Raw genomic sequence first — 24,722 nt, 5'->3', positions numbered from 1 at the left:
ATGAAGATCGTTTGTTTAGACGCGGCAACGCTTGGAGAAAACGTAGATCTTAGTGTTTTTAAGAAATTTGGAGAGTTTATCAGCTACCAAAAGACTAAGAGCGATGAGGTCGTGCCACGTCTAAAGGGCATTGATATCGTCATCACAAACAAGGTCGTCATCGACAAAGCCGTGATGGACGCGCTAAATTTAAAGCTCATCTGCATAAGCGCAACTGGGATGAATAATGTCGATCTAGAGCATGCAAAAGCTAAAAATATAGCTGTGAAAAACGTCGCTGGCTACTCAACTGCAAGCGTCGTTCAGCACACATTTGCCTTGCTTTTTGAGCTAACAAATCGCATCAAATTTTACGATCACTACGTAAAAAGTGGCGAGTGGGTGAAGAGTGAAATTTTCACCTATCTTGGCGCAGATATCAGCGAGATCGCTGGCAAAGAATTTGGCATCATCGGACTTGGCGAGATAGGACGCGGTGTGGCGGCGGCAGCACGTGCATTTGGCGCAAACGTGAGCTACTACTCGACAAGCGGGGCAAATAAAAATAGTGAATTTGCGCAAAAAAGCTTAGATGAGCTACTAAGAAGCAGCGACATCATCAGCATCCACGCACCGCTAAATGAAAAGACTAGAAATTTGCTAGGCATAAACGAGATAAATTTACTAAAAGATGAGGCGATAGTGCTAAATTTAGGGCGTGGCGGCATAGTGGATGAAGCGGCGATGGCAAGGGCGATAGATGAGAGAAATTTACGCTTTGGCACGGATGTTTTAGAAAGCGAGCCAATGAGCGAAAATAGCCCATTTTTAAATGTAAAAAACAAAGAAAATTTACTCATCACGCCGCACGTAGCATGGGGCAGCTTGGAGGCTAGAAAAACACTCATCGCAAACATCGTCGCAAACATCGAAAATTTCATAAATGAGAGCAGATAATGGGCTATGACATAAGCTATCACGCCATTAGTGAAGATGAAATTTCAAAGTGGTATTTTGAAGCACTTGAGCTCACAAGGGCCAGTAAATTTGACGAGGTTTTGTCACTTGCAACAAAGGCTGGCGTAGAGGAATTTTACGCCCAAAAGTACAAAGATACACTAAACGCTGCACTGCAATATAAAGACGATGAAATTTTTAACAAAACTCACGGCTTTTGTATCGCCGTCACGCAAGGATTTTTTAGAAAGTATTTCTACACTCGGGGCACATCGCTAAGCTCTTTGGCGCGGCAAAATGAGAAATTTAAAAAATATATCAGCAACTGGCGAGAAATTTTACCAAGCGATTTTTTGGATAAATTTGGTGGTGAAATTTATAATGAGATCACCGAAAACTACTGTTGTGGCGCTTATGTAAACGCTAAAAACGTAGCTAAACTAAAGGCTGACTATGAAGCAGATGGCGAGATAAAAGAGGCGATTGATGGCTTTTACGCTCAAAATTTACCTGCATTTTTAGATGCGCTAAACTACGCATACGAGCTAGAAATAGGCCTGCTCGAGGCCACTGAGGTCGTGGAGCCAAATCCACTTGATCTAAACAAATCAAGCTCATATTCAAATCTCTTTAACTGCGATCCAAAGGGAGCTATCATTTATGCACAGACTGCTGTGCAGCAGATTAGAGAGGCAGTAGAGCAAGAAGAGACTGGCAAAAAGTCGATTTTTGAGAAGATCAAAGGGCTATTTAAATAAATTTTGAAAGGATAAAAATGGCAACCGAACACAGCTTTGATATAAGTGCTGAGGTCGATATGATGGAGGTTAAAAACGCTCTTGAGACAGCGAAAAAAGAGATCGCAGCTAGGTATGACTTTAAAGGTCTTGTGGCCGAAGTTGAGCTAAATGAAAAAGAGAAATTTATCACGCTTCTTAGCTCAAGCGATAACAAGATCGATGCGCTAAAAGATATAGTGATCTCAAAGCTCATCAAGCGCAACATCCCACCAGTTGCGATCACAGAGACAAAAAGAGAGCCAGCGAGCGGTGGAAATTTAAAGGCGACGCTAAAGTTAAACGATACGCTTGACGGCGAAAACTCAAAAAAGATCACCAAAGCGATCAAAGACTCAAAGATCAAGGTGAGCGCACAGATCAGGGGCGAAGAGATCAGAGTGACAAGCAAAAGCATAGATGATCTGCAGGAGTGTATAAAGCTCGTTAGGGGGTTAAGCCTAGAACTTCCGATAAGCTTTAAAAACCTAAAATAACAGCTTCTCGCGAGTGCCTTTAAATGAGCTAGAAAAATTCTCGCTCCGCAGGCTATATGCCTAGCGCATGCTTGATTTTTCGTCGCAACATTTAAATCCATCTCACGATATTTTTGTTTAAATTTGGTAAGTTGGCAGGCTAAATTTTTGAAATCGACTCGCCTAATTTTGCGAAACTGCCACTAAATTTTTCATTTAAAATTTAGCTATTTAGCCTAAATTTGGCAGTTTTTTGTAAATTTACACTTAAATTTATTTCACAAAGGACAAAAAATGAGTTTTTTTAAGAAAATTTTTGGCAAGCAAATCGATCTTGGCGAGCAAATGCCGATCTATTTTGTAAGTAGCGACGAAGACTACATGCAGCGTGCATTTGAGCAAGCTCGTGAGAGCTTTAGATATTTTTGGCGTGAGCTTTACTGGGAGCGCCGCAGGATCGTGCCAGGGCTTGACTATGCGATGGTAAAAATTTGCTTTATTGACACCATAAACGGCGAGGAAGTTGGCGAGTACATGTGGGTAAATGACGTTGAATTTGACGGCGAAACTATCTATGGCACGCTCGTAAATGAGCCAGACACAGTGCAAAACGTGAAAGTCGGAGATCAAGTAAGCGCGAAGATAGAAGAAATGAGCGACTGGCTCTTTGCTATTGGCGGGCGCGCATACGGCGGATTTAGCGTGCAGGCGATGCGTTCACGTATGCAAAAAGATGAGCTAGCCGAGCATGATGCGGCTTGGGGGCTTGATTTTGGCGATTATAACGATATATTAGTAGTTTTCGAGCAAAAAGAGCACCCAGAAAATTTGATAGAACATCCGATGAGTAAAAATATGACCGAGCAGTTTGAAAACTACGCAAAAGAGCACCCAAGCGTAGCCACAGACGCCGATGAGTTTGGATATACGCAGCTTCACCACGAGGCGATCGCTGGAAATTTAAACCTTATAAATCTCTTGCTAAAATACGGCGCTGATAAAAATGCCCGCACGAAAAGTGGCAAAACAGCGGCTGACTTTGCTGAAAATTTGGGTTGGGAGCACATCGCAAAGGTGCTTAGGTAGTTAAATTTGTAAATTTAATAGGATGGGTAAAATTTTGAGTTATCAAGACATTTTAGATGAAAAAGATGAGAGTGTTAAAAACGCTAGAAAATTTGTAAATTTCTTAAAGGCAAATTTTTCAAACTGCGAGATAAGAAGCAGCAAACAAGCGCGTTTGATCGCTCTTTTAAACGAAGAAAACGACCTTTTTGATAGGCTAAATAGGACAAATTTTAATGAAGTTTCAAAAAGGCTCGGCGAGATAAAAGAGCAGATCACTCTTGTTATTTTAGATATCAAAGATGAGATCGCAAAAGACTTTGGCGAGCAAAACTACGAAATTTACAAAAGGGCGCTCTCAAGAGAGCCAGAGGAGCTTGAAAAGGTCAAAAACGACCTACTTTTAAACTCGTTTTTCGAGAGCCATTTGGGCGAGCACTCGGCAAATTTAAAGGCAAATTTTATAAAAGAGTGCGTCGCAAATTTCTTCAAACACTCAAATTTCATAGTGCCTATCATCAGCGTGCTTTGCTACTTTTTATATTTTGGTTTTGAGACCCGATATTTTCCGAGTTTAGATAGCTCGGAGATGATATTTACAGGCATCTTGCTATTTTGCGCAACCGCATTTATCACTGTTTTTGAGATATTGGTCCTCGTTTTTGTCTCATTTTTGTACCAAAACGACGATAAAAAGCATAAATTTAAAAAGCCAAAATTTCTATTTTTTTATAACTCAAATTTCATCTACATTTTAACGCTCATCTCTTTTGCTATTTTGGCCTTTGCAGGCTACAAGCTAAACTACGGCTGGAGCACTATCTTGTCGATGTTTTTACTTTCCTACGTTGGAGTAAATTTGGCAGTTTTCTTTAAAGATAGATCAAAATTTATCATCTATCTTCTGTCATTTCTCATGATTTTACTCTTTATAATTTCAGTTATTATCTTAAAAAATGGCGGACTTTTGGCACTTTGGATACTCTTTTGCTCGTTCATGCTCTCTTTTATACTGGGCGCTTCTAGCATCAAAGAGACAAGGGATTTTTCATTTGTTTTCTACACTGCACTTTCGCTTATGATCGTTTCAAACTCGCTTTTGTTTATAAAATACACAGCAAAAACCTTTAACATGGGCGACGTGGATTATAAATTTTTACTTGTGGATAAAAGTGCGTTAAAGGCGCTACCAAGCTCACTTTGTGATGCAAAAGACAAAGAGCAAACGCCTTGTGAGATAGATGAAAAAGCGGTTAAAATTTATGATGTGAAGTCGCTTTGCAATATCGGTAAATTTTACTATCTTCAGACAAGAGACGGAGTGAAATTTGAGCTTGACTCAAGCAAGGTCATATCAAGGGCTAAAGAAAAGTAGGCTAAGCATAAATTTATAGAGCAAAAGCGAGCTAGATATGTAAAAATCGCAGGTTTGCAAAAATAGAAAATTTAAAAAATGATTGCATTTTTTACTCAAAATTTACGTTAATGCAAGGCTAAATTTATTAAAATTTGGCTATCCTAATGGACTAAATTAAAACTAACTTATTTAAGGCGATTAATTATGATTTTTAAAAATATCATTGAGAGTTTTGCTGTAAATTACGCTCATAATTCTATACAAAAATCGCTATACAACGAATTTAACATAGACATTTTAAACACGACTTACACCAAAACTCCAAAAAAAGACAAAAAGTATATGCTATACGCTCACGTGCCATTTTGTCACACATTTTGCCCGTATTGCTCGTTTCATAAGTACCACTACGAGCAGGAGCTTGCGAAAATTTACTTTGAAAATTTACGCGAGGAGATGAGGCAGATAAAAGAGGCTGGCTTTGACTTTGACTCGCTTTATGTGGGCGGTGGCACGACGCTTATAAACGAGCCAGAGCTTGAAAAAACGCTAAAACTCGCAAAAGATCTCTTTAGCATAGAGGATGTCTCAGCAGAGAGCGACCCAAATCACATCTCGCCAGAGAGCCTAAGCCGTTTTGATGGGCTCATCAACCGCTTAAGCGTTGGCGTGCAAAGCTTTGATGACGAGACATTAAAAAGAGTTGGCAGATACGAGAAATTTGGCTCAGCCAAAGAGACAAAAAGAAAGCTTGAGCAGGCTATCGGCAAGATCCCAGTTATCAGCCTAGATCTCATCTTTAACCTACCAAATCAAACAAAAGAGCAGCTAATAAATGACATAAACACTGCAAAATCAATATCTCCACAGCAAATCACCTTCTATCCGCTAATGAAATCAGAGCTAACAAGAGAGAACATCGCTCGCGCACTAGGCGTCTCAAACGTCGATAACGAGCGCGAATTTTACGAAATCATTGTAAGTGAATTTGCTAAAGGCGGCTACAGGCAAAGCAACGCTTGGGCGTTTTCAAATGAAAAAAGCGCAGACCTTCGCGACGAATATGTAGGCTCAAATTTAGAGTACGTGGGTGTTGGTAGCGGGGCGTTTAGCTTCTTAAACGGCGAGCTTGTGATAAATGCCTTTAATCTACTTGACTACGGCAGAAAGATCAAAGAAAGACAAAGCCCAGTCATCGCAAAATGCGCATTTAGCAAAAAAGAGAGACTAAAATATACATTTTTAACAAGGCTTTTTGACGGCGCCGTTGATATCAAAGCCTACAACGAGCAAAACAATGCAAACATCAACAAAGACCTATTTGTCGAGCTTAGCTTGCTAAAACTTGTAAATGCGATCTACGAAGAAAATGGCGTTATCAAGCCAACATTTTTTGGCAAATACATCTGCGTCGTGCTCATGCGCGACTTCTACGCTGGCATGGACAAGGTGCGCGCGATATTTAAGGATGACGCGAAGATCAAACGCAGCAAGGTGCTTCACATAATGAGTGAAAATACCGAGCAAAAATTTGATCAAAACATCATCCAGCCACGTGCTGCCATGTAATGCTTGTAAATTTAATAAAAAGCAATCTTTTTTCAATAATCAAAATAGTGATCCTGACGCTTGCCTTTAGCGGGCTTGGCGTCTGGACGCTCTCTTTTATAAACAACGAACTTGTAAATTTAAAAGAATTTGACGCTCTTGTGGCGATTAAATTTATAGTTGTTTTACTTCTCTTTTTTCTAAGCGCCATCGCTGCAAACATCTCACTTACAAATTTTGGACATAAATTTATCTACGAGCTTAGATACCAAAGCGTAAAGCAAATTTTAGACACGCCAAATAGCGTGATAAACGAGATCGGCAAGGCAAAGATCATAGCAAGTCTAAACAACGACATAAAAACGATCACATTTGCCTTTATGAGCGCTACTGGCTTCATACAAAGCCTAGTTTTCATCATCTGCGCGAGTATCTATCTTTGCGTGATCGCGCCAAAAGTTTTTATATTTCTAGCCGTTTGGATCGGTGCGACACTTTTTATAAACACGCTTTTGATGAAAAAGATCCATTTTTACTTCAAAGACTCAAGGACGCAAGATGACGCGCTGCAAAGGCACTACGACGACATCGTCGAAGGGCACAGAGAGCTTAGTCTAAACAGAGCAAGAGCGCAAATTTGCTTTGATGAGCTAAATTTGACAGGCGATAAGAAGCGCCAAAGCATGGTAAAAGCTGACGTATTTCACGCATTAAGTGATAATTTCACAAATGTGATGCTACTTGGTTCAGTCGGACTTTGCGTATTTTTATGCGTGGCATTTGACTGGGCGAGCCTGCAAACAGCGCTTAGTATCAGCCTAACGATACTATTTTTAAGAGGCTCATTTATGAGCATGGTTGGCTCCATACCAGCCGCACTTAGCGCAAAGGTGAGCTTGGAAAAGATCATGAGTTTAAATTTAAATGAATTTAAAGAGGGCTTTAAATTTGACGATAGTCTAAGCGACGAGTGGCAAAGTATCAGGCTAGAGGGTATAAATTTCAACTACGACCACGGCAAATTTAGCCTAAAAAACGTAAATTTAGAGATCAAACGCGGCGAGATAACATTTATCATCGGTAAAAATGGCAGTGGCAAAAGCACGCTTATAAATTTACTCTGCGGCCTTCTTCGCCCAAGCAGCGGCGAAATTTACCTTGATGGTACAAAGATAGATGAGGCAAATTTACAAAGCTATCAGGCAAAGATAAGCGCTATTTTTGCTGATTTTTATCTATTTTCGCAAACGCTCTCTCGTGATGGCTTTGCCAGCCAAAGCGATATAGAGGAGCTTTTAGCCCTGCTTGAGATAGATAAAAAGGTAAGTGTTGTTGATAATAAGCTTAGCACCACGCAACTTTCAACCGGTCAGCGAAAGCGCCTAAGCCTGCTAATAGCCATCTTGGAGCACCGCTCTATCCTTATCCTTGATGAGTGGGCGGCCGATCAAGACCCGCTATTTAAGCGTAAATTTTACAAAGAAATTTTGCCGTTTTTGCAAAGCAAAGGCATCAGCATCATCGCCGTGAGCCACGATGATAGCTACTTTGACGTGGCGACTAGGATCATTTTAGTAAAAGATGGCTTTGTGCGCGAGCTTGATGAGGCGGAGCGTATAAGTGCCGCAAAAGACGCCGTTGAGAAGATAAAATAAGAGTATTTTTTACACAAAAAGAGATTTACATCGCTACTCTTGAGCTATTTCAAGATCAAATAAATTTAAATTTAGTAGAATTTTGAAAAATTAAAAAAGGCGAAGTATGTCACACTCAGAGCTTGACAGCACCTATCTTGGCGCTTTTATCATACTTTTGTTAGCTACTTGTTCGTTTAGCTTGATAACATTTTTATCCTCAAAGATAAGCAAAAAGCTAGCCAACCGCAACACCGAGCGCCTAAAAGTAGGCTTTTACGAGTGCGGACCGACAACTGTAAAACAACCAAATAAGATAAATATCCACTACTTTTTTTATGGAATTTTATTTATTTTATTTGACGTTGAGGTCATTTTTATGTATCCGTGGGCGGTGGATTTTAGGCTGCTTGGGCTATTTGGGCTCATCGAGATGCTACTTTTTGTGGCGATCTTGCTTATCGGCTTTGCTTACGCTTGGCAAAAAGGGGTCTTTAAATGGCAAAGCATCAGATAAACTACGCTGCAAATGGCGGTCTGCCAGTAGTTTTAACAACCGTTGATAAGCTCGTGCAGTGGGGCAGGAGCAACTCGCTATGGGCGCTTAGCTATGGGCTTGCTTGCTGTGCGATCGAGATGATGGCAAGCGGGGCGAGCAGATATGACTTTGATAGGTTTGGCACCATTTTTAGGGCTAGCCCAAGGCACTCTGAGGTGATGATCATAGCTGGCACGCTAACTAAAAAGCACGCTGAATTTACAAGGCGCCTTTATGATCAGATGCCTGAGCCAAAGTGGGTCATCTCGATGGGTAGCTGTGCAAACACTGGAGGCATGTTTAACACCTACTCAACCGTTCAAGGCGTAGACCGCATAATACCTGTTGATATCTACATCCCAGGCTGTGCGCCTCGCCCAGAGACGCTTCAGTACGCACTTATGATGCTTCAAAAAAAGATAAGAAAACAAAGTGCATTTAGGGCGCAAAAGCCAAGAAAGCTCGAAATATGAGAGAGTATAAGCCAAAAAACGACCTGCAAAAAAAGCAGTATTACAGCGAGAAATTTTATATCGCCAAGCAGACGCCAAAAGAGGCGGCAAGTGGCTCTAAATTTAACGAAGAGCTGGCTGTTTTAGAGCAAAGCGGAGTGCAAATTTTATCTAGCTACGTGGAGTTTGATCAGCTCGTAATTTATGTAAATTCTAGTGAAAATTTTAAAGCACTTGAAGTGTTAAAGGGCTTTGGCTACGAGCAGCTTTGTGAGCTTGCGGCGGTTGATCTTATAGTCCAAAAAGGTGGATATGAGGTCTTTTATCAGCTTCTTAGCATCACTAAAAACAGGCGCGCACGTGTAAAGTGCTTTGTTAAAAAGGACGAAATGCTAAAAAGCGTTTGCGAGCTTTATAAAAGCGCAAACTGGGCGGAGCGCGAGATGTATGATCTAAGTGGCGTTCTCATCAAAGATCATCCAAATTTAAAGCGTCTCATCATGCCTGATGACTGGCACTCGCACCCTCTACTAAAGAGCTATCCGCTAGTTGGCGACGAGGCTGCTAAATGGTACGAGGTGGATAAAATTTTTGGAAGCGAGTTTAGAGAGCAGATCGGCGAAGAGAACCGTGATCCAGCATTTGTCGATGAGAAAGATACCTTTGGATTTTCACATGTGTTTGATGAAAATGAAGACTACGAGTATCAAGAAGAAGGTGGCGTGAGATTTGTCAAAAAGGCTAAATTTAATGAGAGCCAGATAGTAAAGGAACGACCTTGAGCCAAGCACCAAACCGCTTAAAACCATTTTTTGAAAATTTAGAATTTGAGCAAAATGACGGCAAGATGATACTAAATTTTGGCCCACAGCACCCAAGCGCACATGGCCAACTAAAGCTCGTGCTTGAGCTTGACGGAGAAAAGGTCGTGCGCGCTATGCCAGAGGTTGGCTTCATGCACCGAGGCGTTGAGAAGATGGCTGAAAATATGACCTATCAGGAATTTATCCCAGTGACTGACAGGGTCGATTACATCGCATCAAGTGCCAATAACTACGCATTTTGCGCGGCTGTGGAGAAGCTTTGCGCCATAGAAGTGCCTCGCCGTGCGCAGATCATTAGAGTGATGCTTTTAGAGCTAAACCGCATCAGCTCGCACCTTTTATTTTTAGCCACGCACGCCCTTGACGTGGGGGCAATGAGCGTATTTTTATACGCATTTAGAGAGCGCGAATACGTCCTTGATCTCATAGAAAAATACTGCGGCGCAAGGCTAACTCATAGCTCGATAAGGATCGGTGGTGTGCCGCTTGATCTACCTGATGGCTGGTGCGAGGAGCTGCTTAAATTTTGCGAGAAATTTCCAAGCGACATCACGCTTTATGAAGAACTGCTAAGTGAAAATAGAATTTGGCAAGCAAGGCTTGTAGATGTGGGCGTAGTTAGCAAAGAGCTAGCCCTTAGTAGCGGCTGCTCTGGCGTCATGCTAAGAGCAAGTGGTGTGGCACGTGATATCAGAAAAGAAGAGCCATATCTTATCTACGACGAGCTAGAATTTGACGTGCCTTACGCCACCAAAGGCGACTGCTACGCAAGATACCTGCTTTATATGAAAGAGATGCGTGAGTGCGTGAAAATTTTAAAGCAGTGCGTTAGCAAGTATCAGACCAGCAGCCCTGCCATCATCGCCGATGCGCCAGAGTATGTGAGCGCTTCAAAAGAGCAGATAATGAGCCAAAACTACTCACTTATGCAGCATTTTGTGCTGATAACTCAGGGGCTAAAGCCACCAAAGGGTGAAATTTACTTTGCTAGCGAGTCACCAAAGGGCGAGCTTGGAATTTATATAAACTCAGACGGCAGCGCAAGCCCGTACCGCCTAAAAATTCGCACGCCAAGCTTTTGGCACTGCGCTATTTATGAAGATATGCTAGTTGGGCAGTATGTGGCAGACGTGGCCGCGATAATAGGCAGCACGAATATCATCTTAGGCGAGGTTGATAGATGAGAAGGGTCGATCTTAGGCATCTAAAGGGCGAGTTTTTGAGCACTCTTGGGCAGCAGATAAAGGCTAGTGAGCCAGACGAGGTGGTGATATTTTTGTTTGAGATAGGAGATTACAGCGGCGTGGAGAAGGCTGTAAATTTGGCTTATAACCTAAACTGCGAGGTGATGAACTCGCTTAAATTTAACCAAGTTGATTGGGCATTAACGATAAAAAAGGGCAAGATATGAAATTTAATGATCTAATAGCAGGCAAGAGCCTAAGTATCGCAAATTTACTAAGTTTGAGCGACAAAAATTTAGCAAAAAAGATAAAAGAGCACGAGTTTAAATACATCTCATGCTTTGAAGATAACGAGCTTGGCAGTAAAAATTTGATCCGCTGTGAGATAGGATCAATAAGCTACGTCTTAGCGCTTCTTTGTAAGTATGCAAATTTGGTGCAAAATGAGTTTTTTGACGAGCTTGATGATGGGCTCATAAGCGGCGAGTGCAACGTGGGAGAAGAGGAGTTTGAGGAGCTTGGCGAGTGGATAAAGGACGTTAAAAACGTGATCATCGATGACTCGTTCTTTACTCATCCAGATAAAGATGCGATATTTTGGCTACTTGAAATTTTAGGTAAAAATGTCGTCTTAGCAGGCAGCGAGGTCAAAGAATTTGCAAGCGTCAAAGAAGTAAGCGAGCTAAGAGAGCTTAAAAATTTTGACGGAGCGGTTGTTTATCTAAACAAAAACGCAAGCGACGAGATCGTGGGTGGCGTGCAGTTTGGCATAGTGGCAAAGGCAAAGGATGGCGAAATTTTAAATTTAAAAGCAAAAGACTTTAGCGTGAGTGCTAAATTTAGGCTTGATCCGTCGCTAAAAGGCACGGTTGCCGTGCTTGGCGTAAAAGAGTTTGATGGATATGCATTTAAACAAGTAGTAGTTAGCAAATGAAAATCACCATAAACGATCAAATTTTAGAGGCAAACGAGGGCGAGAGCATCCTAAACATCGCAAGGGCAAATGGCATCTACATCCCTGCGCTTTGCTACCTTAGCGGCTGTTCGCCAACGCTTGCTTGCAGGCTTTGCATGGTCGAAGCAAACGGCAAAGTGGTCTATAGCTGCAACGCCAAAGCCAAAGAGGATATGCAAATTTACACAAACACGCCAGAGATCGCTGCCGAGCGAAATGCGATCATGCAGACCTACTGCGTCAATCACCCCCTTCAATGCGGCGTTTGCGATAAAAGTGGCGAGTGTGAATTGCAAAATTTAACAGCTCATCTAAATGTAAATGAGCAAAACTTTGCCATAGAGGACACGCATAAACCTCACAAAAAATGGGGTCTCATAAACTACGACCCAGCCCTTTGCGTGGTCTGCGAGAGGTGCGTGACGGTTTGCAAAGATAAGATCGGCGAGAGCGCACTAAAAACGGTGCCAAGGGGCATTGAAGTGCCAAAAGAGCTAAAAGAGAGCATGCCAAAAGATGCCTACGCCGTCTTTAGCAAGATGCAAAAGAGCCTAATTGGTCCAAGTGCGGGCGAAAATTTAGACTGCTCATTTTGTGGCGAGTGCATCAGCGTCTGCCCTGTTGGCGCGTTTGTTAGCTCAAATTTTCAGTATAGCTCAAATATCTGGGAGCTAAGCCGTGTCCCAGCGGCAAATCCGCACCAAAGCGACTGCGAGCTCATTTTTTATGACGTAAAAGAGAAAAACACTAGCGATAGAAGCAAGCAAATTTACCGCGTTAGCAACGACTTTCACTTTGGCGAGATAAGCGGTGCGGCAAGGTTTGGCTACGACTTTCACAACGAAAATGCCCGCAAAAATGAGGCGAAATTTAATGAACTCATCTCAAATTTTAAAAACGGCAACATAAAAAATATAAAATTTAATAGCTTCATAACAAACGAGGAGGCGCTTATTTTGGAGCGTTTGAGAGAGAAATTTGATCTAAATTTACTAAACGATGAGGCTTTTAAATTTCAAAATTTCTTAAATATTTTTAGCGAATTTAGCGGTCTTAGCTCATATAACGCAGACTATGAGAGCCTAAAAAATAGCGACTTTATCATCTCTGCTGGTAGCTTCTTGCGCCACGAGAGCCCAGCTACTAGCTATAAGCTAAATAACGCCCTTAAGATGAATAAAGCTAGTGGAATTTACTTTCATCACATCGCCGATGAGGTCGTGAAGAAATTTTCAAAGAATTTCGCCTGTGTGAGCTATGAGGCTGGCAAATTGGAGCAAATTTTACTCTTTGTGCTTAAAAATTGGGGTGAAAATTTACCAGCAGCGCTTCAGGCTAGACTTGAAAAATTTGAAGAGAGCTTTGGCTTAGAAGTGACAACTCTTAGCGAGGGTAAGGCTAAATTTACGCTTATTTTAGGTAGCGACTTTTACGCTCATGAAAATGCAAATTTACTTGCCGCTCTTGCTGGAGTGATCGCAAGAACTACGCCGTTTCGTGTAATGCTCATACCGCCTCGCACAAACTCGCTTGGCGTGGCTAAAATTTGCACGCTTTCAAGCGAGAAAAAGCCTGGCAAGACGCTAGGATACAACGAAATGGGCGAGTTTAAATTTAGCATTTTTGAGGGCGACCTTGACGCTGGTGCGCTAAATCAGCAAGAGGGCACATTTACAAGCATAAATAACGAAGTAGTGCCGACAAATGCGGCTTTAGCTCATAATGGCTACTTCTTAAACGACATCGCAAATGCGCTTGGGCTAGCGGCTAAAAATACGATCGACTACACTGCGCAGCTACCAAAAGAGAAGGGCTACAGGGACGTTAAATTTGATGATTTAGAAAATTTTTACGCAAATGATGGCACAAGCCACAGAGGCTACAAGCTTGAAATTTCAAATTTCACGCCAAAAGAGGACATAGAGCCACTTTTTAAAGAGAAAAATGAGCTGAATTTAAAAGAGGACGAAGCGCTAATAAGCCTTGCAAATCCTATAAATTTACCTTCATTTTTTGCAAACTACGCTACACAAACTGCTAAACGCGCGAAACTTTACGCAAGCGGCGAGTTTATGGCTAAATTTGAAATTTCACAAAATGAAGCGATCATTTTAGAAAAAAATGGGCACAAGCTTGCTATTTGTGTGGAACTTGATAGTGAGCTAGGAGGCATTGGCGCCTATCTTGGCGACTACGATGATAAGATTGATGTAAGCGCCATTTTTGAGGGTAACTGCTACGCTAGCGTAAAAATAATAAAGGCAGAGAATGAGTGAAATGCTATTTTTCGTGATAACAACTATTGTTAAAGCAGTCGTCATCTTGGCCGTCATGGCGAGCCTTGCAGGGCTTGCGACTTATGCTGAAAGAAAGGTGCTAGCCTACATGCAGCGCCGCGTGGGACCTGATATGGTGGGACCTGCTGGCGTGCTTCAGATCGTGGCTGACATGATAAAGCTCTTTACAAAAGAGGACATCCTCCCAGCAAATGCAAATAAATTTATCTTTCTAATAGCGCCTCTCATCTCTGCTATCGCGGCATTTGCAGCGCTTGCACCGGTGCCATTTTTGCCTGAGTTTGAAATTTTTGGACATACGATTAGACCGATACTTGCTGACATAAACGTAGGTGTTTTATATATCGCTGGCGTGGCAGCGGTTTGCGTCTTTTCGCCACTTGCAGCAGGTCTTGCAAGCTACAATAAATTTGCACTAATCAGCGCTGCTCGTGCAGTGGTAGCGCTTCTTAGCTTCGAAGTGGTCGCTGGTATGGCGCTTTTAAGCGTTGTCATGGTGACTAGCTCCCTCTCGTTAGTTGATATAAACAACTATCAAAAAGGCATATTTAACTGGCTTATTTTCAAGCAGCCTCTAGCCTTCGTGCTTTTCGTGATGGCAAGCTTTGTGGAGTGCAACAGAACGCCATTTTGCCTAACAGAAAACGAGACCGAGATCGTAGCGGGTTACGGCACCGAGTATAGCGGCATGAGATGGGCGATGTTTTTCATCGGCGAATACACAAACATGATCGCAGCAAGCATCATTATCACGCTTTTGTTTTTGGGCGGTTTTAACGAGTTTTTATTTATCCCAGGTGCTTTGATGATCATCTTAAAATCAAGCCTAGTCTTTTTCTTTTTTCTCTGGACGAGGGCGTCGTGGCCACATCTAAGGGTCGATCAGCTTAGTATGCTTTGCTGGAAAATTTTACTTCCGCTTGGCATCTTAAATGTCGTAATCACCGGCTTTGCACTACTTATCTAAGGCGTAAAATGAGCGAGAAAAGATATATTTTGATAGACGAAAAGATAGAGCCAAAAGGGGCATTTGATAAATTTAAGCACTTCATCGCCGCTACTTTTAAGCTTGATCTTTTGGTGGGGCTAAAGATCACGCTAAAGCAGATGCTCTTTAGCAAGTCGCACACTCTAAAGTACCCTATGCAAAAGATGCAGCTAAACGCCAGATATAGGGGAATTCATAGGCTTTTAAAATTTGTTGAAAGCGAAAATGAGCGCTGCATAGGCTGTGGGCTATGTGAGAAAATTTGCGTTAGCAACTGCATCTCTATGAAGACTTCTCTTGGTGAAGATGGCCGTAAAAAGGTCGCAAGCTACACGATAAATTTAAGCAGGTGCGTCTATTGCGGATTTTGCGCTGATGTCTGCCCTGAGCTTGCTATCGTCTGCGGGCAAGAGTACGAGGTCGCAAGTGAAAACAAAATCCTCTTTGGCACAAAGGCTGAGTTTTTAACAGATGATAAATTCTTAAAAGATCAAGCTGAGTTTGAGGGCTATGGCGCTCTACCTAAAAATGCCAATAGCCTAGTGAAAAAGACGCCAAATGCGCTTACAAATGAAGATAAGGCAGAAACGATGGATATAAATTTAAAAGGGTCAAGCGATGTATGAGAGCTTTGCATTTTATCTTTTTAGCGCCCTTATATTGGTTAGTTTTTCTTTTAGCGTGCTTTGCAAGAATGCCCTAAATGCGGTCTCTGCGCTAGCTGCTGGCATGGTTTTTATATCAGCTATATTTTTCTTGCTTGGGGCTGAGTTTTTAGGTGTGGTGCAAATCGTCGTCTATACAGGTGCCGTGGTCGTTTTATACGCATTTGCGATGATGTTTTTTGACACCAGCAAGGAGTGCGAGCCAAAAAGCGGCAAAAAAGCAAAGATCATCGTCTATCTTTTAAGCAGCTTCATAGCGCTTCTTTTGATATTTATCTTTTTAGCGCCGATCTATAGCGCTAAGCAAGAGGTGGTAAATTCTACCCTCGCTAGCCTTGGCAACATCGAAGCGGTTGGAATTTTGCTCTTTAGCAAGTATCTGTTAGCCTTTGAGATGTGCGCCATCATGCTGCTTGTGGCGATGGTAGCTGGCATTATCTTGATACACAAAGATATGAACGCACAAAGCAGCGTTGAGGAGATGCTATGATAGGCCTTACACACTACCTTATCCTAGCAAGTCTGGTCTTTGTCATAGGGCTTGTTGGCATAATGAGAAGAAGAAATTTGATAATGCTATTTTTCTCAAGCGAAATTTTACTAAACTCAGCAAACATCGCACTTGCAGCTATCTCGAAATACTACTTTGATCTAACTGGGCAGATCATCGCATTTTTTATAGTAGCCATCGCTGCTAGCGAGGTCGCTGTGGGGCTTGGGCTGCTCGTGCTTTGGTATAAAAAGACTGGCAGCATCAGTTTAGATTCGATGACAAATATGAAAGGCTAAGAGATGATTTTATTTTGTATTTCGCTATTTTTTCCGCTTCTTAGCTTCATCATAGCTGGCATCTTTTCGCATAGCAGTAAGAATTTATTTATCGGTCTTTTTTGCTCGCTTCTCATGATCGCTAGCGCCACAGCTTCGCTTATGCTAACAGCTAGCCTTAGCGTAGATGAGCCTTTAAATTTAACCATAAAAGAGTTTATAAATTTTGGCTCGCTTGATCTTAGCTTTAGCTTCTACCTTGACGCGATTAGCCTTGTGATGCTTAGCACCGTGGGCGTGGTCGCTAGCATCGTGCATATCTACTCCATTGGCTACATGAGAGATGACGCGAGTTTTAACCGCTTTTTTAGCTACCTTGGGCTCTTTGTCTTTTGCATGAATGTCCTTGTTTCAAGCGATAACTTCATAGGGCTATTTATCGGCTGGGAGGGCGTTGGACTTTGCTCGTGGTTACTCATTGGCTTTTGGTATAAAAGGCCTAGCGCAAACGTCGCTGCAAACGAAGCCTTTGTGATGAATAGAGTGGCTGATTTGGCCATGCTTGTTGGCATTTTTTATATATTTTATAGCTTTGGCTCGCTTAAATTTAGCGAGGTTTTTAACGCTAGAAGCGACCTTTCTGGGCTAAATTTAGGCATCATCGCCACACTTCTTTTTATAGGCGCCATGGGTAAAAGCGCGCAGTTTCCATTTCACACTTGGCTTGCAAACGCCATGGAGGGGCCAACGCCGGTTTCTGCGCTCATACACGCCGCGACCATGGTAACAGCTGGCGTCTATCTAGTCATACGCGCAAATTTCATCTTTGCAAATGTGCCTGAAGTATCGCACTTTATCGCCTGCCTTGGCGCATTTGTAGCGATCTTTGCCGCTAGCATCGCGCTAGTGCATAACGATCTTAAAAAGATAGTCGCCTACTCGACGCTTTCGCAGCTTGGCTATATGTTTGTAGCCGCTGGCCTAGGCGCTTACAAGATCGCACTTTTTCACCTTGTCACGCATGCATTTTTTAAGTCGCTTCTCTTTTTGTGCGCTGGCAACGTCATGCATGCGATGAATGACGAGCTAAATATCAAAAAAATGGGCGGGCTTTATAAATTTATGAAGCCAACTGCACTTCTTTCTATCATCGCAAGCTGCGCGCTGGCTGGATTTTATCCATTTGCTGGCTTTTTTTCAAAAGATAAAATTTTAGAGGTTGCATTTAGCGAGGATAAAATTTTATGGCTCGTCTTGCTCTTTGGCGCAGTTCTTACGGCATTTTATAGCTTTAGGCTTGTCATGCTAGTATTTTTTGCAAGGCAAAAGAGTGAGGAGCACGTACATGAAGCCAAAAACTACATGCTTGTTGGCATGAGCGTGCTTGGCGTTCTCTCGGTCATTAGCGGCTTTTTCTGGAGTAACTTTAGCAAGTTTTTAGGTGCTAGCCTTGGGGATTTTAAGCTAAATTTATCTCACAGCAGTGAAATTTTCTTACTCATTTTAACGCTTGGCTTAGTTCTTGTAAGCGCTGGCTTTGCAGTCTTAGCCTATAAAAAAGAAATTTTTAAAGAGAGTGTTTGCGAAAGTAAAATTTACAAAATTTTGCAAAATGCCTACTTTATCCCAAAATTTTATGAGAAATTTTTTATAAATGGCTATACGAAACTATCTCAAATTTGCAAGAAATTTGACGAGATGATAGTTGATAGAAGTGTTGATTTTGTCGCACTTTTGGTTACTAAATTTGCATATCTTGCAAACAAAATGCAAAGTGGCGATCTAAGCGTCATGCTTAGATTTATGGTCGCAGGATTTGCCTTGCTTTTAAGCTTTATATTTTTATTAAACGGAGCCAAATAATGCTAAGTGTCATCATATTTTTCCCAGCAATAAGTGCAATACTTGGCTTTTTGATAGAAAATAAAAGCATCAAATTTTATGGAGCAAGCATCGCTCTTATCGAGCTTTTGCTAGCTATTTTTATCTGTGTAAATGTCGATTTTCAGGGTTATGACTTTGTTTTAACACATCAAGTCTCGCTCATACCAAGCCTAAATATCAGCTATTTTGTCGGCATCGACACCATCTCTCTTGTGCTTATAGTCCTTAGCGCATTTATGAGTTTCATCTCTATCGCCGCACTTAGTGATGATGGAAATTTAAAGCACCTTGTTATTAGTGTGCTATTTTTAGAGAGCACGATGATGGGCGTCTTTAGCGCGCTTGATATGATCTTATTTTACAGCTTTTGGGAGCTTAGCCTCATACCGCTACTTTACATCATCGGCGCATTTGGTAGTAAAAATAGAATTTACGCTGCGATTAAATTTTTCATCTACACATTTTTAGGCTCTGTCTTTATGCTAGTAGCGATCATCTTTATCGGCTATCTGTGCTATCAAAAAAGCGGCGTCTTTAACTTTAACTTGCTTGATTGGTACAAGCTTGGTATCGGAGAAAATGCTCAAATTTGGCTATTTTTAGCTTTTTTCTTTGCTTTTGGCGTCAAAACTCCGCTATTTCCATTTCACACGTGGCTACCTTACGCACACGGACAGGCTCCGACTATTGGCTCGGTGCTGCTTGCTAGCGTGCTTTTAAAGATGGGCACTTACGGATTTGTGAGATTTTCACTTCCACTTTTTCCAGACGCGAGCCTACTTTTAAGCGGTTTTGTCTGCGTCATAGCTATCATCATGATCATCTACGCAGCCCTTGTTGCCTACGCGCAAAGCGATATGAAGCAAGTGATCGCTTATAGTTCGATCTCGCACATGGGCGTCATCATGTTAGGCATCTTTTCACTAAATTTAATAGGCCTTGGCGGCTCGATATTTTTAATGATAAGCCATGGCATCGTTAGTGGCGCATTATTTTTATTAGTTGGCGTCATCTACGAGAGGGCTCATACCAAAGAAATTTGCGAATTTGGCGGCCTTGCCAAGGTGATGCCAAAGTATGCGCTTATATTTTTTATAGCAACGCTTGCAAGTATCGGTCTGCCACTAACGATTGGCTTTGTGGGCGAGTTTTTGAGCCTGCTTGGCGTCTTTAAGCTAAACAAGCTCTTTGCGCTACTTGGTGGCTTTAGTATCATCGTGGGCGCTGTTTATATGCTGGTACTTTATAAAAGGGTCTTTTTTGGCGAATGCAAGGAGAAAAATTTAAGCCTTAAAGATTTAAATTTTAAAGAGTTAGCCGCTCTTGTGCCACTTTGTTTGCTCATAATCATTCTTGGCATCGCACCAAATTTGATACTAAAACCGCTTGAGCCAAGCGTGCAAAATATCATAAGCAAAATGCAAACTAGAGCTGTAAATAGCGGCACAAAGGATAAAATTTCATCTTTAAATGGCGGGAGCAAACTATGAACGAAATAGCCTTTTTAGACCTAAACGAGATCTCTTTGCAATCACTCTCGCCGATGCTTAGCATGATGGTTTTTGCGCTTTTTATCCTCATAGTTGGAGCGATAAAAAAGGATCTTTCGAGGAATTTCTACTGCGTATTTTGCATCATCGCTATATTTGTAAATTTAGGCATTACGCTCGATTTTAACGGACTTAGCCTAAGCTTTTGGGATATGCTCTTAGTTGATGGAATTTCTATCATCTCGCAGATCATTATCCTAATCGCCTCAGCTCTTTTCATCCCACTGGCACTTAGCACAAAAGAGTATTTTGAGTATAAAATTTACGAGTATTACGCGCTATTTTTGTTTATGATCGCTGGATTTTTGTTTATGGTGAGCTCAAACAACCTACTCATCATCTTTTTAGGCCTTGAGATCAGCTCGCTTTGCCTCTACACCCTAATCGCCCTTCACAACAAGGCAAAAAGCGTCGAGGCTGCTATCAAATACTTTGCGATGGGTTCGCTCTCAGCTGGCTTTTTTGCGATGGCGATAGCGATGTTTTATCTGGCAACAAACTCAATAGACATCGCTCGTATAGGCGTTGTCATAAAAGATCTTAGCCTAAATCAAAATTTAATAATCTTACTTGGCTGCGTTTTCATCGCTTCAGCTATTGGCTTTAAGCTCTCGCTCATACCATTTCACACATGGATACCAGATGTTTATGAGGGCTCAAATGCCCCGCTAGCAGGCTATATGTCGATCGTGCCAAAGGTTGCGGGATTTATCGTCGCATTAAGAATTTTTGCGATGCTTGAGGGCTCTGGAATTTCATGGATAAAAGATATGCTCTACATCATCGCCGTGCTTACGATGAGCCTTGCAAACATCATGGCGCTAGTGCAAAAAGACGTAAAAAGGATGCTCGCTTTTAGCTCCATAGCTCACGCTGGTGTCGTGCTTTGCGCGCTTGTGGCAAATTCTCACGAGGCAAATGTAGCCTTGTTTTTCTACTGGATCATGTTTTTGTTTGCAAATTTGGGTGCATTTTCTATGCTCTGGGTCGCAAGGTGCGACGACGTCGTTTGCTGGGATAAGCGCTTTAAGCACCCGTATGAGAAATTTTCAGGGCTTATTAAAATTTTGCCAAGTTACGCAGTGATAATGGGAATTTTCATGATAGCCCTTGCTGGCATACCGCCTTTTAGCGTATTTTGGGGCAAGATGGTGCTTATCTCATCGCTTATAAAGTCTGATTATGTCGTGCTTAGCCTCATCATCATGATAAACTCGGCGATTGCTATTTATTACTACCTAAAGCTCATCGTCTTTATGTTTTTAAAAGAGCCTATCGTAAAAGATAAAAATATCTACATCTCAAACGTCTCGATGGCACTAAAGGTGATCGTTGGAGTTGCCGTTGCTGGTACGGTCTTTGCCTTTTTATTTTCTGGGGCGATTTTGGAATTTATCGAGCATTTTGTCTTTGCTTCAGGATTTTAGAAAATTTAACTATAATGGCGGCATGAAAAAGCTCTTAACCATCTTATTTTTACCGCTTTATCTATCCGCCTTTAGCCTTAGCCTAAACAGCGGCGCAAACGCAAATAAGCCTTATAGCGTCCTTCAACTAAGCGACGAGAAAGAATTTGAATGTGTGGAGCAAATTTTAGCCTACGACACAAAGCGCTACGTTTGTATGCTTGATGATGGGATCTTGCCAAAGATCGAGGATACGACGCTGCCTTTAATGGACATAAAATATAAAAAGCAAGATGGCAAACTCTTTATCGTCATCATGCCAAAGGCGCCTTCAAGGCTGCTAAACATTCAAACCGAGCTTTACAGCAGTCCAAGCGTGCAAGATACGCCAAAGACGACCATCTCAAAGCACTTTAGCATCATCATCGATACTTCACTAAGCGAAAACAACAAAAGAGTATCTGGGCTAAATTTTTCGCCTGATTTTAGAGATATGCTAAGTCCAAGTATCGGAGCGCTCGATCTTAACAAAGCGCCTATCGCTGGACTTGATAGCAACGACATAGACATCTACATAAATATAAAAAGAGCTTACGAAAAGGGCGCTTATGAAAGCGTGGTAAAAGATACACAAACAGCGATGAAAAGGCATCCAGCCAGTCTTTTCTCAAGTGAGTTTTTACTTTTTAGGCTAAGAGCGCTTGATAAAATTTTTGAGACAAAGAGCGAGTTTGAGGGGCTTGAGCCAAAAGATATCGTAAGTGAGGGCAGAGCTTGGATAAGAAAATTCCCCTCTGATGAGAACTACCCAGAGGTGCTGTATCTTATCGCCAGAGCTTACCTAAAAGATAGCATCGCAAGTGATGCAAAATATATGCTTGACATACTAAGCGAAGAGCACGCAGAGTCAAAATTTACAAAGCTTGCCACGCTTGATTATGCTGACTACCTATATAAAATAGGTAGGCAAAAAGAGGCGCTAAGCGACTATGAAAAGGTGCTCTACTCAACAAATGACATCGACCTTGCAAGTAGAGCTGCACTAAGTCTAGCAGACGCAAATATCGATAAAGAGAAATTTGAAGAGGCAAAGAAATTTGTACTAAAGATCGCAAATGCAAATGAGAAATTTTTCATGAACGATCCGACAAAATCGATGAATTTAGCCTATACATTTGCCAGCAAAGATATGCCAGACGTAGCTGCTAAAATTTATGAAATTTTGGTAAATAATAGCGACAGGACAAAGGATTTTTACGAGGCAGCACTAAAAAATTTAGCGCTAAATTTAGCCAAAACAAAAGATGAAAAAAGGGCGTATGAGTATCTAAACAGATACGAAAAAGAGTTTAAATATGGCGATTATATCGATGAGGTCGCTAAGGCAAAGGATGGGCTGTTTTTTGAAGAGGAAGACAAAAACGCCACCGCACTTCACGCAAGATATAAAGATCTCATCGAAAAATATGCCGGCACAAATATCAGCCAAAAGGCGCTAATCAGCGAGCTTGAGCTTGATCTAAAAGAGCGTAAATTTGCCGATGCGCTAGCTTATAACAACCTCGCAAAAGATGAAAATTTAAGCAAGGCGATGGAGCTAGTAAATGAGGCTGCGCTTGAGCTAACAAAAGAGTTTTTCATCAAAGATGACTGCACAGCGGTTGTAAATTTACTCGAAAACTACGATGTGAGCAAGGTTTCTTTGCCGCAGTTTAAGCTATTTAACTGCTACTTTAGAACGGCGCGTTATAATGAGGCGCTAGAGCTTGCAAAGGCTCATGTGAAGGACGAAAATTTAGAAGATAGAGTCGAATGGCTGGTAAATTTGAGCAAAATTTTATATAAAAACAAAGACTACGAGCACGCCATCATCGCTGCAAACGACGCGCTCTCGCTTGGCTCAGCGGTCGAGTACTCGGACCCTACGCCATCGCTTTTTGATAGATTTTACTCGCTACTTGCGCTAAAACGCTTTACTGAGGCGGTCTCTACGATCAGTGCAATCGAGCAACTAAGAGGACAGGACTTTAAGATCATCGAGGCATACGCAGCTATAAGCGACTATGCGATGAAAAGCAACGACTACGCTATCGCTGCAACCTACGCTAAAAAGGCGCTAGAGCTACAAACCAGAGCCAAGATAAATACCTTTTCGCCAAAGCTAAATTTTGACTACTCAGAGGCTTCACTAAAGACAGATAACCTTGATGAGGCGCTTGATGAGGCGAAATTTATCCTAAATATGAAACTTGAGCCAGAGGACCGCTTGCATGCTCTAAATTTGGCAAGTGAAATTTACATCAGGCAAAAGCAGTACAAGCTGGCTAAGAGCTACCTAGACGAGTGCATTGGCTCAAATTTTACAAGTGCTTATAAAGATGCCTGCAAAGCCAAACTTGAGATGATAAAGTAAAAATTAGTGCTAAGTTTAAATGATCTTGAAAAAGAGTATCTAGAGCTTAAAAATATTTTATTTTTCTTTTAGCAAAAATTGTTATTCCTGCAATTTGTTATGATCGTAAGTACGATTTTAAGAATATTTTTTTAGGAGAAGATTATGTATAGCGGTGCAACGAAAAGTAGCGAGAATTTAGAAACGATAGCCTAAGTGGCGGTATGAAAAAAGGATATGTAGTATGAACGTTTTTTTAAATTTATGGTCATGAAAGGATAGGGATGATAACACTGACATGGTTAACAAAATTTTGGTTTCTTTTATTGATAGCAGGTGTTATACTTTTGAACTCAGTTTATCTAAAAGGAAACTATTTAAAACATTTTTTTGATTTTGGAGAATTAAAAAGAATTGCTCAAAAGATAAAAGATGAATCTAATTATTTGGGGAAATCTGTTTATTGCTTTTTTGGTGCAATCGCATTATTTGCCTATGTATGTATTTATTTGGGATTGGTGGGTTTAACCCTAATGATTATTATTAAATAATGAGATAGAAATGAGTGATCAAAACAGAGCCGAAAAGATAGAAAAAGCTAGAAAAACAGCTGTAAGATTTTTAGGCAGGGATTAAATTTGCCATTAATCGGATTGTGTGCTTGATTGTGTTTTACTTGTTGGGCTACAAAGTAAAAATGGTTTGATTTTCTAAGAAATTTTGGCTTTAAATTTATAAGATTAAAAATAAAATTTTATATTTTTTGCTTAGAAATAGCGGACAAAATAGCTTTAATTTGATTTAAAATTTAATTTTTTCTTGACATATAATAATGTTTTTTGTATAATCTCAATTCTTTTTTAAATAATCATGTCTTGCTAGCTCAGTCGGTAGAGCATCTCACTTTTAATGAGGGGGCCGTTGGTTCGAATCCAACGCAGGACACCATTTTTTGGGTTTATGACCCTTTCGTCTAGTGGCTCAGGACTCTACTTTCTCTGTGTAGGAACAGAGGTTCAAATCCTCT

Annotated in this window: 23 protein-coding genes and 1 tRNA gene; all 24 read left to right on the top strand. The window is 41.3% G+C overall.

Going from position 1 to position 24,722, the window contains the following annotated elements:
* Positions 1-936: a D-2-hydroxyacid dehydrogenase gene (locus tag FZ945_RS08130; protein WP_148803802.1), complete on the top strand. Its 936-nt coding sequence runs from the start codon at positions 1-3 to the stop codon at positions 934-936.
* Positions 936-1,694: a hypothetical protein gene (locus FZ945_RS08125; protein WP_148803800.1), complete on the top strand. Its 759-nt coding sequence runs from the start codon at positions 936-938 to the stop codon at positions 1,692-1,694. The genes FZ945_RS08130 and FZ945_RS08125 overlap by 1 nt, the downstream gene beginning before the upstream one ends.
* Before the next feature lie 17 nt (positions 1,695-1,711).
* A complete protein-coding gene (locus FZ945_RS08120) occupies positions 1,712-2,209 on the top strand; it encodes a YajQ family cyclic di-GMP-binding protein (protein ID WP_148803798.1) in 498 nt (165 codons plus the stop codon).
* Between the two features lie 273 nt (positions 2,210-2,482).
* A complete protein-coding gene (locus FZ945_RS08115; RefSeq protein ID WP_148803796.1) occupies positions 2,483-3,274 on the top strand; it encodes a DUF2314 domain-containing protein in 792 nt (263 codons plus the stop codon).
* Between the two features lie 22 nt (positions 3,275-3,296).
* Positions 3,297-4,628: a YrzE family protein gene (locus tag FZ945_RS08110; protein WP_262367199.1), complete on the top strand. Its 1,332-nt coding sequence runs from the start codon at positions 3,297-3,299 to the stop codon at positions 4,626-4,628.
* Between the two features lie 186 nt (positions 4,629-4,814).
* The gene (locus tag FZ945_RS08105; RefSeq protein ID WP_148803792.1) at positions 4,815-6,179 is read left to right on the top strand and encodes a coproporphyrinogen III oxidase family protein; all 1,365 of its coding nucleotides are present in this window, start codon (positions 4,815-4,817) and stop codon (positions 6,177-6,179) included.
* The gene (locus FZ945_RS08100; RefSeq protein ID WP_148803790.1) at positions 6,179-7,813 is read left to right on the top strand and encodes a multidrug ABC transporter permease/ATP-binding protein; all 1,635 of its coding nucleotides are present in this window, start codon (positions 6,179-6,181) and stop codon (positions 7,811-7,813) included. The genes FZ945_RS08105 and FZ945_RS08100 overlap by 1 nt, the downstream gene beginning before the upstream one ends.
* Before the next feature lie 106 nt (positions 7,814-7,919).
* Entirely contained in the window at positions 7,920-8,309 is a 390-nt protein-coding gene (locus tag FZ945_RS08095; protein ID WP_012001119.1) for an NAD(P)H-quinone oxidoreductase subunit 3, read from the top strand.
* The gene (locus FZ945_RS08090; RefSeq protein WP_012001120.1) at positions 8,291-8,803 is read left to right on the top strand and encodes a NuoB/complex I 20 kDa subunit family protein; all 513 of its coding nucleotides are present in this window, start codon (positions 8,291-8,293) and stop codon (positions 8,801-8,803) included. Before FZ945_RS08095 ends, FZ945_RS08090 begins: the two co-directional genes overlap by 19 nt.
* Positions 8,800-9,564, top strand: a complete 765-nt coding sequence (locus FZ945_RS08085) for an NADH-quinone oxidoreductase subunit C (RefSeq protein WP_148803788.1) — start codon at positions 8,800-8,802, stop codon at positions 9,562-9,564. The genes FZ945_RS08090 and FZ945_RS08085 overlap by 4 nt, the downstream gene beginning before the upstream one ends.
* A complete protein-coding gene (gene nuoD / locus FZ945_RS08080; protein ID WP_148803786.1) occupies positions 9,561-10,790 on the top strand; it encodes an NADH dehydrogenase (quinone) subunit D in 1,230 nt (409 codons plus the stop codon). The genes FZ945_RS08085 and nuoD overlap by 4 nt, the downstream gene beginning before the upstream one ends.
* Positions 10,787-11,017 (top strand): NADH-ubiquinone oxidoreductase subunit E family protein, encoded by a 231-nt coding sequence (locus tag FZ945_RS08075; RefSeq protein WP_107805423.1) that lies wholly within the window; start codon positions 10,787-10,789, stop codon positions 11,015-11,017. The genes nuoD and FZ945_RS08075 overlap by 4 nt, the downstream gene beginning before the upstream one ends.
* Positions 11,014-11,724 carry a hypothetical protein gene (locus FZ945_RS08070; protein WP_148803784.1) on the top strand — a complete coding sequence of 237 codons (711 nt, stop codon included), beginning with the start codon at positions 11,014-11,016 and terminating at the stop codon, positions 11,722-11,724. Before FZ945_RS08075 ends, FZ945_RS08070 begins: the two co-directional genes overlap by 4 nt.
* Positions 11,721-14,021, top strand: coding sequence for an NADH-quinone oxidoreductase subunit G (locus FZ945_RS08065; RefSeq protein ID WP_148803782.1), 2,301 nt, complete (start codon positions 11,721-11,723; stop codon positions 14,019-14,021). Before FZ945_RS08070 ends, FZ945_RS08065 begins: the two co-directional genes overlap by 4 nt.
* The gene (gene nuoH / locus FZ945_RS08060; RefSeq protein WP_148803780.1) at positions 14,014-15,009 is read left to right on the top strand and encodes an NADH-quinone oxidoreductase subunit NuoH; all 996 of its coding nucleotides are present in this window, start codon (positions 14,014-14,016) and stop codon (positions 15,007-15,009) included. The genes FZ945_RS08065 and nuoH overlap by 8 nt, the downstream gene beginning before the upstream one ends.
* A gap of 8 nt (positions 15,010-15,017) precedes the next feature.
* Complete coding sequence (gene nuoI, locus FZ945_RS08055) at positions 15,018-15,656, top strand: NADH-quinone oxidoreductase subunit NuoI (protein ID WP_148803778.1); 639 nt, start codon at positions 15,018-15,020, stop codon at positions 15,654-15,656.
* Positions 15,649-16,185 (top strand): NADH-quinone oxidoreductase subunit J, encoded by a 537-nt coding sequence (locus FZ945_RS08050; RefSeq protein WP_148803776.1) that lies wholly within the window; start codon positions 15,649-15,651, stop codon positions 16,183-16,185. The genes nuoI and FZ945_RS08050 overlap by 8 nt, the downstream gene beginning before the upstream one ends.
* On the top strand, positions 16,182-16,484 hold the full coding sequence (nuoK, locus tag FZ945_RS08045) for an NADH-quinone oxidoreductase subunit NuoK (RefSeq protein ID WP_004317991.1): 303 nt from the start codon (positions 16,182-16,184) through the stop codon (positions 16,482-16,484). The genes FZ945_RS08050 and nuoK overlap by 4 nt, the downstream gene beginning before the upstream one ends.
* Before the next feature lie 3 nt (positions 16,485-16,487).
* Positions 16,488-18,326 (top strand): NADH-quinone oxidoreductase subunit L, encoded by a 1,839-nt coding sequence (gene nuoL / locus FZ945_RS08040; protein ID WP_148803774.1) that lies wholly within the window; start codon positions 16,488-16,490, stop codon positions 18,324-18,326.
* A complete protein-coding gene (locus FZ945_RS08035; RefSeq protein WP_148803772.1) occupies positions 18,326-19,837 on the top strand; it encodes an NADH-quinone oxidoreductase subunit M in 1,512 nt (503 codons plus the stop codon). The genes nuoL and FZ945_RS08035 overlap by 1 nt, the downstream gene beginning before the upstream one ends.
* Positions 19,834-21,324, top strand: a complete 1,491-nt coding sequence (nuoN, locus tag FZ945_RS08030; protein ID WP_004317979.1) for an NADH-quinone oxidoreductase subunit NuoN — start codon at positions 19,834-19,836, stop codon at positions 21,322-21,324. The genes FZ945_RS08035 and nuoN overlap by 4 nt, the downstream gene beginning before the upstream one ends.
* Before the next feature lie 22 nt (positions 21,325-21,346).
* Complete coding sequence (locus tag FZ945_RS08025) at positions 21,347-23,716, top strand: tetratricopeptide repeat protein (protein ID WP_148803770.1); 2,370 nt, start codon at positions 21,347-21,349, stop codon at positions 23,714-23,716.
* 263 nt (positions 23,717-23,979) lie between these two features.
* Positions 23,980-24,246 (top strand): hypothetical protein, encoded by a 267-nt coding sequence (locus FZ945_RS08020; protein ID WP_048809724.1) that lies wholly within the window; start codon positions 23,980-23,982, stop codon positions 24,244-24,246.
* A gap of 321 nt (positions 24,247-24,567) precedes the next feature.
* A tRNA-Lys gene (locus FZ945_RS08015) sits at positions 24,568-24,643 on the top strand.
* Positions 24,644-24,722: the final 79 nt, after the last annotated feature.

The organism is Campylobacter concisus, assembly GCF_902460535.1.
Taxonomy (GTDB): domain Bacteria; phylum Campylobacterota; class Campylobacteria; order Campylobacterales; family Campylobacteraceae; genus Campylobacter_A; species Campylobacter_A concisus_AS.
This window is presented reverse-complemented; position numbering and strand designations above follow the sequence as displayed.